Origin of the sequence: Streptomyces sp. NPDC059224 (assembly GCF_042754285.1) — a bacterium.
Lineage (GTDB): Bacteria > Actinomycetota > Actinomycetes > Streptomycetales > Streptomycetaceae > Streptomyces.
In genome coordinates this window covers 93,492-106,974 of the sequence record NZ_JBHZAN010000018.1, presented here as the reverse complement: position 1 = coordinate 106,974, position 13,483 = coordinate 93,492, and the positions used below count along the sequence as shown (strand labels likewise).

Below are 13,483 nucleotides of genomic sequence, written 5' to 3'. Positions count from 1 at the left end.
TTCCAACGGGGGCACGACCGACTGCCACGCCCGTGATCCGGTAACCGACCGACGGGAGCGCACCCGCCCGGGTCGGTCCCTCGGGCCGCCACAGCCCAGGCCTGAGCCGGTAGAGGCCCACCGGCCGTCCCCCGAGACACCGCCCGGTCCGCCGCATCCTCCACCCGCCGAACCACCGCACCGCCGCCTGCCGAACCACCGCACGGCCACCCGCCGTACGAGAACAACGCCGTCTGTCGAACGACCGCACGGCACCGGCGGGCATCAGCCATCCGGACAGGCCCGCACAGGGGTCTCCACCCGAGGGTGGAGAGATCCCGCTCGGTGGATTCCACCCGTGATCCACCCACGCTCCGATCTGCTGACCTGCACATTTCCGTAGCGTCGTTGGTGTCGGCAGCTCCCGCTCCCGGCACCGCCCCTTCCCGCTCACGGAGGCTCTGATGGCCGGGCTCGTCAATGCGTTGCTGATCGTGGCAGTCGTCGTCGTGGTGATCGTGCGCCAGTTCCGCGCCCGCCCGATCGACACGGGCCGGCGCTGGTGGGTGCTGCCCGTGATCCTCGCGGTCGTCGCGCTGCGCGAACCCGGGATACTCGACGCCCATCACCGCACCGAGTCCGCCCTGCTGCTCGCTACGGAACTGCTGGTCGGACTGGGGACGGGCGCCGCGTGGGCCTGGACCACCCGGGTCTGGACGGAGCCCGACGGGGTCGTGTGGGCCAGGAGCACCAAGGCCAGCGCGATGGTCTGGTTCCTCGGGATAGCCGTGCGCGTCGGTCTCGTCGCCCTCGGCGCGTTCATCGGCGTCCACCAGGACAGCTCGGCCCTCATGCTCGGACTGGCGGTCACTCTCCTGGTTCGCGCCGGCATCCTCGTCTGGCGTGCGCAGTCCCTCTCTCCCGTCCCGTCCACCGGCGGCGCCGCCCGGGCGTACGGTGACGGCATGGCCCGTGTCACCAGGAAGGAAGGCGTGTGACGGAGAGCGTCTGGATGAGCTGGCCCTCGCGTGAGGCGCTGGGCCGCGCGGGGATCTCCCAGCCCCGGCGCATGCTCGCCTGGGCCGTACGACTGATGGTCCTCGCCCTGCTCCTGTGGAGCGCCTTCAACCAGTCACACGTCCGCGGCTGGGAGATCGCCGCGGCCGTGGCGGGGGTCGTCGTGGCCGCAGTGGCCTCCTGGGGCTTCTTCCGGACCACCTACGCCCACCGCCTCCTGCCGTCCCTGGTCCTCATCGGCGTCCTCCTGGCCATCGCGGTCGCGGCGGAGGCCAACGGATTCCGGGGACCGGCCCTGGTGATCTGGTGCGGCTGCGGCATCTCCGCCCTGGAGCGGCTGCCGATCGCGATCGCGGTCCCCGTCACGACGGTGGCCCTGGCCTCGTACTCGGCCTTCAACAACGACGTGTGGCTGACCACCGCTGCCACCGTCGTCGGCCTGGCTCTCGCCGGTTACGTGATGAGACTCGACGCCGAGGCCCGGGGCCACGCTCAGCGACTGCTGGCCCAGGAGCGCGCGGCGAGAGCGGCCGAGGCGGAGTCCGCGGCGCTGGCGGAGCGGGCCAGGATCGCGCGGGAGATCCACGATGTGCTCGCCCACAGCCTCTCGGCCCAGATGGTGCACCTGGAGGCGGCGCGGTTGCTGATCGAGCGCGGTGCCGACCGGGAGCAGGTTCTCGAACGGGTCGTGGCCGCCCGGGCAATGGCCCGGGACGGACTGGCCGAGACCCGCCAGGCGCTGTCCGCGCTGCGCGGTGAGCTGACCCCGCTGGAGGAGTTCCTCTCGGAGATCGTCGCTTCGACCGACGGTGCCGAGGTCACTGTCACGGGTGAACGCCGGGCTCTGTCGGCGGAGGCGTCGCAGGCCGTACGCCGCGTCGCCCAGGAGGCGCTGACCAACGTCCGCAAGCATGCCCACGGTGCCAAGGTCCACGTGCGGCTGGACTACCAGGAGCACGAAGTGACCCTGGACGTGAGGGATTCGGGCGGCCGTCCGGGCGATCTCACCGCCGCGGGCAGCGGGTACGGTCTGCTGGGTATGCGGGAGCGGGCCGAGTTGATGGGCGGTTCGCTGGAGGCGGGGCGTGACGACGAGGGGTTCGCGGTGACGTTGAGGGTGCCCGTATGACGGAGGGGGAGAAGAAGCCCGCGCGGGTGGTGGTCGCGGACGATCAGACCGTCGTCAGGGAGGGCATCGTGATGCTCCTCGGCCTGCTGGCCGGCGTCGAGGTCGTGGGCGCGGCGGGCGACGGGGAGGAGGCCGTGCGACTGGTCGCCGAACTCGCTCCGGACGTGGTGCTGATGGATCTGCGGATGCCGCGTTGTGACGGAGTGGAGGCGACCCGGCGGATCAGGACGGAGTACCCGGGGACGCAGGTCGTGGTGCTCACCACGTTCGCCGACGACGAGTCGCTGTTCCCGGCGCTGAAGGCCGGTGCCCGTGGTTATCTCACCAAGGACGCGGGCGGCGACGAGATCGTGCGGGCGGTGCACAGCGTGCTCTCCGGGGACGCGGGACTGTCCCCGAGCATCCAACGGCGGCTGCTGGAGCGGCTGTCGCAGCCCGAGCCGGCGGCGGCCGTGGCCACCGAGGCACCCGACGGGCTGACCGCGCGGGAGACCGAGGTCCTGGTGCTGATCGCCGAGGGGCTCACCAACCAGGAGATCGCGCGCCGCCTGCATGTCTCCACCGCGACCGTGAAGACTCACATCAACAACCTGTTCGCCAAGACGGGGCTCAAGGACCGGGCCCAGGCGGTGCGTTACGCCTACGGCAAGGGACTGGTGCGGCCACCAGCGGATTGAGTCACCTGATGGGGTGAAGAGCCGCGGGAAGAAGTGTCGGGTATCTTACCGATCTGTCCATCCTGGGGCATGCAGTCAAGCAATGGTCGTCACCGCGACGGCGGGGGCGGTCCCGAGAGTTCGGCCGAGCAGCACGAGCGCCAGGGCGAGTTCGGCGCGGCCTCCCGAGAAGTCAGGTACGAGGACCCCTGGTACGACGCCCTGGCGTCCGGCTGGGGCGAGCTGGACGGCACCGGGGTGCCTGCTCCGGCCGTACCGGCCGCGCGGACGGAGCGGGAGGGGGCGGCGGTCCGCGCCCGCGACGTGTACCTGGAGGTGCAGCGCAGTGCGGCCTTCCAGGAAGTGCGCAGCCGTTACCGGAGGTTCGTGGTGCCGGGCGTCGCCGTCTTCCTCACCTGGTACGTCGGGTACGTGGTGACCGCGACGAGCGCGCCGGGGCTGATGGCCAGGCCCGTCGCGGGGGCGGTGAACGTGGCGATGGTCGCGGGCCTCGGGCAGTTCCTCACCACGTTCCTGCTCACGTGGGCCTACGCCCGGCACGCGCGGTTGCGCAGGGACCGTGCCGCGCTGGAGCTGCGCTGGGACACGCAGGAGCTGACCCGGGGCGCGCGGGGTGTTGAATGATGACGGGGCATCACCAGACGCTGGCTCTGCTGCTGTTCAGCGCGTTCGTCGCGGTGACGCTCGGGATCACGACGTGGGTGAGCCGGCGGCGGCATGGTTCCGCGGAGGAGTTCTATGCCGGCGGGCGGCTCTTCTCCCCGATGGAAAATGGCTTTGCCATCGCAGGCGACTACATGTCGGCGGCCTCGTTCCTCGGCGTGACCGGGCTCATCGCACTCTTCGGCTACGACGGGCTGCTGTACGCGGTGGGTTTTCTGGTCGCCTGGCTGGTCGTGCTGTTCCTGGTGGCCGAACTGGTGCGTAACTGCGGGCGGTTCACGCTCGCCGACGTGGTCGCGGCACGGATGCGGGAGCGGCCGGTACGGATCGCCGCGGGAACTTCCTCGATCACCGTGTCCGTTTTCTATTTGGTGGCGCAAATGGTGGGAGCGGGCAGCCTGGTGGCGCTGCTGCTCGGACGGACCAGCGAGGCCGCGCAGGTGTGGACGGTCATCGGGGTCGGCGCGCTGATGGTGATCTATGTGTCGTTGGGAGGGATGCGGGCGACCACCTGGATCCAGATCGTGAAGGCGGTCCTGCTGCTGGGCGGGACGGTGGTGCTGACCGTGCTGGTGATGCTGCACTTCCACGGCAATGTCGACAGGCTGCTGCTCACGGCGGCGGAACGCAGTGGACACGGGAAGGCGTTCCTGGCACCGGGCCTCAAGTACGGCGGCGGCTGGAGCGCGCGGTTCGATTTCATCAGCCTGGGGCTGGCGCTGGTGCTGGGTACGGCCGGGCTGCCGCACATCCTGTCCCGCTTCTACACGGTGCCGACGGCCAGGGCGGCCCGTCGGTCCACGGTCTGGTCGATCGGGCTCATCGGCGGCTTCTATCTGATGGCGATCGTGCTGGGGTTCGGGGCCGCCGCCGTCGTCGGCCCGGACGCGGTGCGTGCGTCGAACGAGGCGGGAAACACGGCGGTCCCCCTGCTGGCGCTTGACCTGGGCGGCGGCGAGGGCTCCACCGGAGGAACCGTTCTGTTCGCGGTGGTCGCCGCCGTCGCGTTCGCGACGATTCTGGCGGTGGTCGCCGGGATCACCCTTTCCTCCTCGGCGTCCGTCGCCCACGACCTGTATGCCTCGCTGCGCAGGCCGCGCGCCAAGCAGCGCGGCGAGGTGGCGGTGGCGCGGACGTCCGCGGTCGGCATCGGGGTGGTGGCGATCGCTCTGGGCCTGCTGGCCCGCGACATGAACGTCGCCTTCCTGGTGGGGCTGGCGTTCGCGGTGGCCGCCTCGGCCAACCTGCCCGCGTTGCTGTACTCGCTGTTCTGGCGGGGGTTCACCACCCGCGGCGCGGTGTGGGCCGTATACGGCGGGCTGATCCCGGCCGTGGGCCTGGTCGTGCTGTCCCCGGTCGTGTCCGGAAGCCCGGGCGCGCTGTTCCCGGCCGTGGACTTCCAGTACTTCCCGTTGCAGAACCCGGGGATCGTCTCCATCCCGCTCGGCTTCCTCGCCGGGTGGCTCGGCACGGTCACCTCGGACGAGGTGCCGGACGAGGCCAAGCACGCGGAGACCGAGGTGCGGTCGCTGACCGGGGCGGGGGCCGTCTGACCCGCGTCGCGGCCGCTACGGCGCCACCCAGGCGTACCGGTGTTCCGGGCGGCCCGTGTCGCCGTACCTGAGGGAGAGGCGGAGCCGGCCCGCCTGTTCCAGGTGGCGGAGGTAGCGCTGGGCGGTGGACCGGCTGAGGCCGGTCTCGGCGGCGACCTCGTGGGCCGAGAGCGGATGTTCGGCGCGGTGCAGGACGCCGCAGATGAGGTCGGTGGTGGGTTCGGAGTGGCCGCTGGGCAGCCCGGGCGCGGACGGGGCAGGCGAGGTGCGCAGCGCGCCGAAGATCCGGTCGACCTGCTCCTGGCCGGTCAGCCCCCGGCCGCCGACCCGGTCGACGGTGCGGCGCAGCGCCGCGTAGGAGTCGAGGCGGGTGCGCAGGGCGGCGAAGGTGAACGGCTTGACCAGGTAGTGCAGGGCGCCCAGCCGCATCGCCCTCTGGACGGTGGTCACGTCGCTGGCGGCCGTGATCATGATGACGTCGGTGCCGTGGCCCTGTTCCCGCATCAGGTGGACGAGTTCGAGGCCGGTCCGGTCCGGCAGATAGTGGTCCAGCAGGACCAGGTCGATGGTGCCGCGTTCCACGGCGGCCAGGGCCTGGGCGGCACTGTGTGCGCGGGCGGCCACCCGGAAGCCGGGAACCTTCCCCACGTACTTGGCGTTTATCTCAGCGACGCGGAAGTCGTCATCGACCACCAGGACGTCAATCATCAGGCCTCTCCTTCAAGGCCGGCGAGCGTTAAGCCCGTGTTTCGTCTGCGCAGTTCTAGCGCGCGCAAAACGAGCACAACAGGTGCTTGCGAGCAAAAGAACGGCTTGCGCCCAGAAGACTGCTGTTGTGGTCCGGGCCACACCTACCGTCCCGGCTCATGAGCGCAGACACCAGCCCCGCCATCGAGCTGCGGGGCGCGAGCAAGATCTTCAAGACCCCGTCGGGGGGTCTGCACACGGCTGTCCACGACCTCGACCTCACCGTGGGGCGTGGTGAGTTCGTGGCCGTCGTAGGGCCGACGGGTTGCGGCAAGTCCACCACGCTGACCCTGGTCAGCGGGCTGGAGGAGCCCAGCCGGGGCGAGGTGCTGGTGGCCGGCGCACCGGTGGCCGGCGTCGGCGACAAGGTCGGTTTCGTCTTCCAGCAGGACGCCACCTTCCCCTGGCGGACCGTGCTGTCGAACGTGATGGCCGGTCCCCGTTTCCGGGGCGTGCCGAAGGCGGAGGCGAAGGAGAAGGCCCGCGCCTGGCTGGCCCGGGTCGGACTCGCCGCCTTCGAGGACCGTTATCCGCACCAGCTCTCCGGCGGTCAGCGCAAGCGCGTGGCGCTCGCGGCGACCTTCGTCAACGACCCCGAGATCCTGCTCATGGACGAGCCGTTCTCCGCGCTCGACGTGCAGACCCGGGCCCTGATGTCGGACGAACTCCTTGAGCTGTGGGAGGGCACCGGCGCCTCGGTCGTCTTCGTCACCCACGACCTGGAGGAGTCCATCGCGCTGGCCGACAAGGTCGTCGTCATGACCGCCGGGCCCGCGACCGTCAAGCAGGTCTTCGACATCGACCTGCCCCGCCCCCGCAAGGTCGAGTCGGTGCGTCTGGAGCCGCGGTTCATCGAGATCTACCGCGAGATCTGGGAGTCCCTCGGCGAAGAGGTCCGCATCACCCGCGAGAGGGGTGCCGCTCATGTCGCCTGAGATCCTCAGCACACCGGTCGTCGAGACGGCCAAGGCCCCGGACCGCGCGCGGTCGCGGGCCCAGGCCGCCCGCAGACGCAAGGTGATCGTGTTCGCCGTGCGGGTGCTGCTCCTGGTGGCCGTCCTCGGGCTGTGGGAGGTGCTGTCCCGGGCCGAGGTCATCGATCCGTTCAACTTCTCGATGCCGTCGAAGATCTGGGACCAGATCTGGACGTGGGTGAACCACGGCACCGCCCTCGGCTCCCTGGGCGAGCAGATCTGGTACACGCTCTACGAGGCGCTGCTCGGCTGGGTCATCGGGGTCGTCGCCGGTGTGGTCTGCGGTATAGCCCTGGGCCGTATCGCGTTCCTCGCCGATGTCCTCGGTCCCTACATCAAGGTGCTCAACTCGATCCCCAGGATCGTGCTCGCCCCCATCTTCGTGATCTGGTTCGGGCTCGGCGCCTCGTCCAAGGTCGCCTCCGCCGTCGTCCTGGTCTTCTTCCCGGTGTTCTTCAACGCCTTCCAGGGCGCCCGCGAGGTCGACCGCAACCTGGTCGCCAACGCCCGGATCCTCGGCGCGAGCGACCGCAGGGTGACCCTCCAGGTCGTCATTCCCTCCGCCACCTCCTGGATCTTCACCAGCCTCCACGTCAGCTTCGGCTTCGCCCTGATCGGCGCCATCGTCGGCGAGTACATCGGTGCCACCAAGGGCATCGGCCTGCTCGTCGCGCAGTCGCAGGGCACCTTCAACGCGGCCGGTGTCTACGCCGCGATGGTCATCCTCGCCGTCGTCGCACTCGCCGCCGAAGGGCTGCTCACGTTCGCCGAGCGCCGCATCTTCCGCTGGAAGCCGTCGGACTCCGACAGCTGACCTGTCCCCTCGCCTCCTGCCCGCACCGCCCTCTCACAAGGACGTGAACCGTCATGCGCAAGTCCGCCAGATACTCCACCCTGGCCGCCGCCGGCCTGCTCGCCCTGTCCTCCCTCACCGCCTGCGCCAACGACGCGGCGAGCACCGCCTCCGGCAGCAAGGGTGACGGCAAGGGCACGAAGGTCAAGATCATGGTCGGCGGCCTGGACAAGGTCATCTACATGCCGGCCATGCTCACCCAGCGGCTCGGCTACTTCGACGCCGAGGGTCTCGACGTGGAGCTGCTGACCGAGCCGGCCGGTGTCCAGGCCGAGACCGCGCTCGTCGCCGGGCAGGTGCAGGGGACGGTCGGGTTCTACGACCACACGCTGGACCTCCAGACCAAGGGCAAGGCGGTGGAGTCCGTCGTGCAGTTCTCCCGCGCTCCCGGTGAGGTGGAGGTCGTCTCCACCAAGGCGGCCGGCGACATCACCTCGCCGAAGGACTTCAAGGGGAAGAAGCTCGGCATCACCAGCCTCGGGTCCTCGACCGACTTCCTGACCAAGTACCTCGCCGTCAAGAACGGGGTGAAGGTCAGCGACTTCTCGCCGGTCGCCGTCGGAGCGGGCGCGACCTTCATCTCGGCGCTCCAGCAGGGCTCCATCGACGGCGGCATGACGACCGATCCGACCGTGGCGACCATCCTGGACAAGAAGGCGGGCAAGGTCCTGCTGGACATGCGGACGCCGGAAGGCTCCCAGAAGGCGCTCGGCGGCCCGTACCCGTCGTCAAGCCTGTACATGCAGACGGACTGGGTGGACGGTCACAAGGAGACCGTCCAGAAGCTCGTCAACGCATTCGTCAAGACGCTCAAGTGGATGTCCACGCACAGCCCCGCCGAGATCGCGGCCAAGATGCCCGCCGACTACGCCCAGGGCGACAAGGCGCTCTACACGCAGTCCATCGAGAGCACGCTGCCGATGTTCACCGACGACGGCGTGATGCCCGAGAACGGCCCGGAGACCGTGGAGAAGGTGCTCAAGGCGTTCAACACGAACATCCAGAACGCCGATGTCGACCTGAGCAAGACGTACACCACGGAGTTCGTCGAGGCCGCCGAGTAAAACGCCTCAGCCGCGGGTCGCCCACACATACCGGTGTTCGGGGCGGCCCGCGTCGCCGTACTTGAGGGTCAGCCGGGCCCGTCCCGTGCGTTCCAGGAGCTTCAGATAGCGCTGGGCGGTCTGGCGGCTCACCCCGGTCCGTTCGGCGATCTCCTGAGCGGACAGCGGGATCCCGGCGCTCATCAGGGACTGGCGCACCAGCTCGGCGGTGGTGGGGGAGTGCCCTTTGGGCAGGTCCGGCTCGGACCTCGAGGACAGGGCGCCGAACATCCGGTCCACCTCGGCCTGTTCGGCCTCGCCGCCGCCGTCCAGGGTGCGCCGCAGCTCGGCGTACGCCTCCAGCCTGGCGCGCAGCCCGGCGAACGCGAACGGCTTGACGAGGTACTGCAGAGCGCCGTGCCGCATCGCCGCCTGTACGGTCGCCACGTCCCTTGCCGCCGTCACCATGATCACGTCGGTCTGGTGGCCGCGCCGGCGCATCTCCTGGACCACCGCGAGACCCGTGTCGTCGGGCAGGTAGTGGTCCATGAGGACCAGGTCGACACGTGGCAGCGCCGCCAGCCGGCCCAGCGCCTCGGCCGCGCTGTGCACCTCCGCGGCCACCCGGAAGCCCGGCATCTTCCCGACGTAGGCGGCGTTCACCCGGGCGACCCGGGTGTCGTCGTCCACCACCAGGACCTCGATCATCGCGTCTCCTCGTCGGCCGGGGCCAGCGCCGGCACCGGCTCCGCATCCGTCAGTGCCTCCGGGAGCGCGACCGTGAACTGCGCGCCCCCGCCGCCCGCCTCGCCCACGACCGCGCTGCCGCCCTGCCGTTCGGCGAGCCGGCGCACCAGCGAGAGTCCGATACCGCGCTTGCCGTGCGCGGGCGGTTTCTTGGTGGACCACCCCTCGGTGAAGACCAGCTCCCGCTGCTCCGCCGGGATCCCGGGCCCGGTGTCACGCACCCGGAGGAGGACCGCGCGGCCCTCGGCGCACAACTCGACCTCCACGCGCGCGTGCGGAGTGCCGGCGACCGCGTCCACGGCGTTGTCCACGAGATTGCCCACGACCGTGACCAGACCCCTGGGGTCGATCAGCCGGTCCGGGAGCCAGGTGCGGTCCGACACCCACAGGGCGACCCCGCGCTCGGCCGCGACGGTGGCCTTGCCGACCAGCAGGGCGGCCAGCAGCGGGTCGTGGATCTTCTCGGTGACCTGTTCGGCGGTGACCCGGTGGTCGCCCACCACCTCCCCGACGAAGTCCACGGCGTCGTCGTACATCTCCAGTTCCAGCAGCCCGAGCAGGGTGTGCATACGGTTGGCGTGCTCGTGGTCCTGAGCGCGCAGGGCGTCGATCAGCCCGTGTGTGGAGTCGAGTTCGCGGCCGAGCTGCTCCAGCTCGGTGCGGTCGCGCAGGGTGGCGACGGCGCCGCCGTCGTCGGTGGGCATGCGGTTGGCGACCAGGACCCGCTGGCCGCGCACGGTGAGCAGATCGGTGCCCGTCACCCGGCCGGCCAGGACATCGGTCGTACGGCCCTCGCCGAGGGCCTCGTCGGGAGACCGGCCGACGGCCTCGTCGCCGATGCCGAGCAGTCGTCTCGCCTCGTCGTTCAGCAGCCGGATGCGGCCGCCGCGGTCGAGCGCGACGACGCCCTCCCGGATGCCGTGCAGCATCGCCTCGCGCTCGGCGAGCAGGGCGGAGATGTCGGAGAAGGCCAGGTCGCGGGTCTGCCGCTGGACGCGCCGGGAGATCAGCCAGGCGGCCAGCGCACCGACCGCGAGGGCGCCGCCGGCATAGGCGAACAGCCCGGGGATGGCACTGAGCAGGCGTGCCCGGACGCTGTCGTACGCGATGCCCACCGAGACCGCCCCGATGATCCGGTGGCGCGAGTCGTACAAGGGCACCTTGCCGCGCGCGGAGCGGCCCAGGGTGCCGTTGTCGATCTGCATGACGTCCTTGCCGGCCAGCGCCTCGTCCGGGGAGGTCGAGACATGCCGGCCGATCTCCGAGGGCGTGGTGTGCGACCAGCGGAATCCCCGCAGGTCCATCACCACGATGTACTCGGCACGGGTGGCCTTCCGGATCCGTTCCGCCTCCCGCTGGACCGGGCCGGTCGTGGTCGGCCGGGTGGTGAGGACGCCTTCGGCGATCTGCGGGTCCTGGGCCGTGGTCTGCGCGATCGCGAGCGCCCGGCGCATCGCCTCCTGGTCCAGCTGTTTGCTCAGCGGCGCCAGGAAGAGCCCGGTCGCCAGCACCGCGACGCCCGCGGCGATCACCACCTGCATCAGCAGGACCTGCGAGAACGCCCGGCGGGGCAGACCGAAGCGCAGGCGGCGTGCGGGGGGAGTGGGGCTCATGCCCACGACGGTACGTGGGCGGGCGGGCCGGGCCGTAGGGGGTGTGGCGTGGATCTCTTGACTGTTTCATGGGGGAATCGGCCGTCGGGGCCGCGCCGGCACACCCGCCGAGGCCGCGTCAGCTCGCCAGAGCCGTCGTCGTCCCCAGCTGTCGCAGCGAGACCACGTCCATCCGGGCCGGCGACCCGAGCACCGACACCCCGCAGCTCTCCGGACGGGGCGGCAGGGAGGTGCCCTGTGCCACGCCCACCCGCCAGCGGCGGCCGTCGGTGTGGGCGACGGTGACGTCCCAGCGCGGGGCCGCGCCCGCGGTCCGTACGACGCTCAGCGTGTCCGCCGCGTACTCGCCCGCCGCCTCGCGCACGGCCAGTTCGGCCGCCTGGCCGGGCCGTTCCCATGCGGAGCGCCCCCGGCAGCCTTCCAGCACCACACGGCCCTCCTGGACACCGTGCAGGACCTTCTTGACGGCATGGGCCTCGGCGCGGCCGTACGCGTAGCCGTGCGGCAGCACGAGCACCGTCGGCGAGAAGCGATGACCACCCAGATGAGTGACTTCCCAGGTGCCCGTCACTCCGGACGCGGCCAGATCGGCGGCGAGCGGGCGGCCGAGCAGGGCGCAGCAGCGGTCGCGCTTGCCGTTGGTGCAGACGAGCGCGAGGGGGCCGCCCGCGTGCGGCCGGCCGCCGAGCGCGGAGCCGAACGAACGGTGGTCCCCCGCGCCGAGCGCGGCGAAGTCCAGGCCGAGCAACCGCTCCGGGTCGCGGGTGGCGGCGCCGTGCAGCCAGACGTTCCCGGGAACCGTGTGGGCCACGTACACCTGGCGCATCCCGGGGGTGCCGGGATCGGCGTGGCGGCCGGGGCGGCGGATGAGCGCGATCCGCACGCCGGTCCCCTGGGCGGCGGCCTCCAGGGCACGGCCCAGCGCGGGGTCCAGATGGCTCGAAGTGAGCGCCTTGGGACCCCACGGGCCGGGCTGTTCCAGCAGCAGCCATGTCGTCGCGGTGGCAGCGGTGCCGCAGACGGGCTCGTCGAGCAGCCGGGAGACGGTTGTGCACCTACTCACAGAGGTGAGCCTAACCTGACTCTGGGGTCGGCGACTTCCGGCCCCGCCCGCTCCCCCTCAGCGGGCTATTCCGGCTGCGGCAGCGGTTGCGGCGGCTTCGGGCCGACGTAGTGACCGCTGGGGCGCATCCGCAGCGGGCGTTCCCCGTACTCCTCCAGGGTGTGCGCGATCCATCCCGCCGTCCGTGCGACGGCGAAGATCGTCTCGCCCGCCGTGGCGGGCATGCCGCAGGAGGCCGTGAACACGGCCAGCGCCAGGTCGACATTGGCGTGCAGCGGAGCGTGCCGCGCGGTCGTGGCGACCACGTCCCGGGCCGCGAGCAGGGCGGGCTCCGCGCGGGGAACGTCCTCCAGAAGGCGGAACAGGACCCGCGCGCGGGGATCCTCGCCCTGGTAGAGCCGGTGGCCGAGCCCGGGGATGCGGCGCCCCGCGCGGAGCTCGTCCGCGATCACGGGGACGGCGGTGCCCTGGGCGAGGACGTCGAGCAGCATCCGGTGGGCGAGGCCGCTGGAGGCACCGTGCAGGGGGCCTTCGAGGACACCGAGCCCGGCCGACACGGCGGCGTACGCGTGGGCGCGTGCGGAGGCGGCGAGCCGGACCGCGAGCGTGGAGGCGGCCAGGTCGTGGTCGACGAGCAGGGCGAGTGCCGTGTCCAGGACGCGCAGCGCGGCGTCGCCGGGGTCGACGCCGGTCAGCCGGCGCCACAGCCGGTGGGCCAGCGGGCCGTCGTCGGACCGGCCCTCGCGCTGCACGGGCAACGCCGCGACCAGGGTGGGGATCAGCACGCGCGCGGTGCCGAGGACGGCGTCCTCGGACAGGTCGAAGCGCAGCGGGTCCTCGGCGGCCGAGGCGATCGTGGCGACCCGCAGCCGGTCGGTCGGGGAGGTGTGCTCCGGCAGCGCGTCGACGGCCCGACGGGCCGCGGCGACGGTGGCCTTCGGGGCGGTGAGGGCCGCACCCGGGGTCATCCGGCCCGTCCACAGCCACTCGGCCACCTCCTCGTAGGAGTGCCGCACGGCCAGTTCGGCGGCGTCGACGCCCCGGAAGAAGTAGCGGTCCTTCTCGATCAGGGTGATCCGGGTGCGCACCGACAGCTCCCCGCCGGAGCCCGAAGTCCCCGCGGCATCCCGCCTGTTGCGCTGGGCGAGCGCCTCGACCTCGCCGGCGTCGAAGGTGCTGGCGCGGCCACCGGGTGCACGCCTGCTGCTGAGCTGACCGCGGCTCACGTAGGCGTACACGGTCTCGGGCTTCACCCCGAGCAGTTCGGCGGTCTCCTTGGTGGTCAGCCGCCGCGCGGGACTGCCGGGAGCGGGTTGTTGATCGCGCATGACGCCACCGTAGTCGTGTCGCATGCATGCTGATCCAGTCAACGTTGACAGCCGGCAGGTCAAACAAGGACGGTCGAATCACGTTCAGGGAGGACAG

At 71.4% G+C, this 13,483-nt stretch carries 13 protein-coding genes; 8 read left to right on the top strand and 5 right to left on the bottom strand.

The features are described 5' to 3' along the window. The first annotated feature begins 443 nt into the window (after positions 1-443). The 5 genes from ACFXI4_RS21185 (at position 444) to ACFXI4_RS21165 (ending at position 5,018) form a co-directional block, all read left to right on the top strand. Positions 444-977, top strand: a complete 534-nt coding sequence (locus ACFXI4_RS21185) for a DUF1453 domain-containing protein (protein WP_384993060.1) — start codon at positions 444-446, stop codon at positions 975-977. Continuing rightward, positions 974-2,125 (top strand): sensor histidine kinase, encoded by a 1,152-nt coding sequence (locus ACFXI4_RS21180; protein WP_384993058.1) that lies wholly within the window; start codon positions 974-976, stop codon positions 2,123-2,125. The genes ACFXI4_RS21185 and ACFXI4_RS21180 overlap by 4 nt, the downstream gene beginning before the upstream one ends. After that, the gene (locus tag ACFXI4_RS21175) at positions 2,122-2,802 is read left to right on the top strand and encodes a response regulator (protein WP_384993055.1); all 681 of its coding nucleotides are present in this window, start codon (positions 2,122-2,124) and stop codon (positions 2,800-2,802) included. Before ACFXI4_RS21180 ends, ACFXI4_RS21175 begins: the two co-directional genes overlap by 4 nt. A 69-nt stretch (positions 2,803-2,871) precedes the next feature. Then, positions 2,872-3,426 (top strand): DUF485 domain-containing protein, encoded by a 555-nt coding sequence (locus tag ACFXI4_RS21170; RefSeq protein ID WP_384993052.1) that lies wholly within the window; start codon positions 2,872-2,874, stop codon positions 3,424-3,426. Beyond that, positions 3,426-5,018 (top strand): cation acetate symporter, encoded by a 1,593-nt coding sequence (locus ACFXI4_RS21165; RefSeq protein ID WP_384993256.1) that lies wholly within the window; start codon positions 3,426-3,428, stop codon positions 5,016-5,018. The genes ACFXI4_RS21170 and ACFXI4_RS21165 overlap by 1 nt, the downstream gene beginning before the upstream one ends. 15 nt (positions 5,019-5,033) lie before the next feature. On the opposite strand, the gene ACFXI4_RS21160 is transcribed toward ACFXI4_RS21165, so the two are convergent. After that, positions 5,034-5,726 carry a response regulator gene (locus ACFXI4_RS21160; protein WP_384993050.1) on the bottom strand — a complete coding sequence of 231 codons (693 nt, stop codon included), beginning with the start codon at positions 5,724-5,726 and terminating at the stop codon, positions 5,034-5,036. 158 nt (positions 5,727-5,884) lie between these two features. Here ACFXI4_RS21160 and ACFXI4_RS21155 point away from each other — a divergent pair, with 158 nt between their 5' ends. Genes ACFXI4_RS21155 through ACFXI4_RS21145 form a run of 3 tightly spaced genes read left to right on the top strand, consistent with a single transcriptional unit; the run spans position 5,885 to position 8,656 of the window. Further along, positions 5,885-6,700, top strand: a complete 816-nt coding sequence (locus ACFXI4_RS21155; RefSeq protein WP_384993048.1) for an ABC transporter ATP-binding protein — start codon at positions 5,885-5,887, stop codon at positions 6,698-6,700. After that, positions 6,690-7,553: an ABC transporter permease gene (locus ACFXI4_RS21150; protein ID WP_362718322.1), complete on the top strand. Its 864-nt coding sequence runs from the start codon at positions 6,690-6,692 to the stop codon at positions 7,551-7,553. The genes ACFXI4_RS21155 and ACFXI4_RS21150 overlap by 11 nt, the downstream gene beginning before the upstream one ends. Before the next feature lie 53 nt (positions 7,554-7,606). Next, positions 7,607-8,656: an ABC transporter substrate-binding protein gene (locus tag ACFXI4_RS21145; RefSeq protein WP_384993045.1), complete on the top strand. Its 1,050-nt coding sequence runs from the start codon at positions 7,607-7,609 to the stop codon at positions 8,654-8,656. Between the two features lie 6 nt (positions 8,657-8,662). Here the strand turns inward: ACFXI4_RS21145 and ACFXI4_RS21140 are convergent, their stop codons facing one another. The 4 genes from ACFXI4_RS21140 to ACFXI4_RS21125 all read right to left on the bottom strand — a co-directional run bounded on the left by ACFXI4_RS21140 (position 8,663) and on the right by ACFXI4_RS21125 (position 13,386). Then, a complete protein-coding gene (locus ACFXI4_RS21140; RefSeq protein WP_384993043.1) occupies positions 8,663-9,343 on the bottom strand; it encodes a response regulator in 681 nt (226 codons plus the stop codon). After that, positions 9,340-10,995 (bottom strand): ATP-binding protein, encoded by a 1,656-nt coding sequence (locus ACFXI4_RS21135; protein ID WP_384993040.1) that lies wholly within the window; start codon positions 10,993-10,995, stop codon positions 9,340-9,342. Before ACFXI4_RS21135 ends, ACFXI4_RS21140 begins: the two co-directional genes overlap by 4 nt. Positions 10,996-11,113: 118 nt before the next feature. Further along, on the bottom strand, positions 11,114-12,058 hold the full coding sequence (locus ACFXI4_RS21130) for a sucrase ferredoxin (protein ID WP_384993038.1): 945 nt from the start codon (positions 12,056-12,058) through the stop codon (positions 11,114-11,116). Positions 12,059-12,123: 65 nt separating this feature from the next. Further along, positions 12,124-13,386: a citrate/2-methylcitrate synthase gene (locus ACFXI4_RS21125; protein WP_384993036.1), complete on the bottom strand. Its 1,263-nt coding sequence runs from the start codon at positions 13,384-13,386 to the stop codon at positions 12,124-12,126. Positions 13,387-13,483 lie beyond the last annotated feature (97 nt).

Coding starts and splice junctions, on each gene's coding strand:
- ACFXI4_RS21185 (WP_384993060.1), top strand. CDS start 444: ATGGCCGGGCTCGTCAATGCGTTGCTGATCGTGGCAGTCGTCGTCGTG.
- ACFXI4_RS21175 (WP_384993055.1), top strand. CDS start 2,122: ATGACGGAGGGGGAGAAGAAGCCCGCGCGGGTGGTGGTCGCGGACGAT.
- ACFXI4_RS21170 (WP_384993052.1), top strand. CDS start 2,872: ATGCAGTCAAGCAATGGTCGTCACCGCGACGGCGGGGGCGGTCCCGAG.
- ACFXI4_RS21165 (WP_384993256.1), top strand. CDS start 3,426: ATGACGGGGCATCACCAGACGCTGGCTCTGCTGCTGTTCAGCGCGTTC.
- ACFXI4_RS21160 (WP_384993050.1), bottom strand. CDS start 5,726: ATGATTGACGTCCTGGTGGTCGATGACGACTTCCGCGTCGCTGAGATA.
- ACFXI4_RS21155 (WP_384993048.1), top strand. CDS start 5,885: ATGAGCGCAGACACCAGCCCCGCCATCGAGCTGCGGGGCGCGAGCAAG.
- ACFXI4_RS21150 (WP_362718322.1), top strand. CDS start 6,690: ATGTCGCCTGAGATCCTCAGCACACCGGTCGTCGAGACGGCCAAGGCC.
- ACFXI4_RS21145 (WP_384993045.1), top strand. CDS start 7,607: ATGCGCAAGTCCGCCAGATACTCCACCCTGGCCGCCGCCGGCCTGCTC.
- ACFXI4_RS21140 (WP_384993043.1), bottom strand. CDS start 9,343: ATGATCGAGGTCCTGGTGGTGGACGACGACACCCGGGTCGCCCGGGTG.
- ACFXI4_RS21135 (WP_384993040.1), bottom strand. CDS start 10,995: ATGAGCCCCACTCCCCCCGCACGCCGCCTGCGCTTCGGTCTGCCCCGC.
- ACFXI4_RS21125 (WP_384993036.1), bottom strand. CDS start 13,386: ATGCGCGATCAACAACCCGCTCCCGGCAGTCCCGCGCGGCGGCTGACC.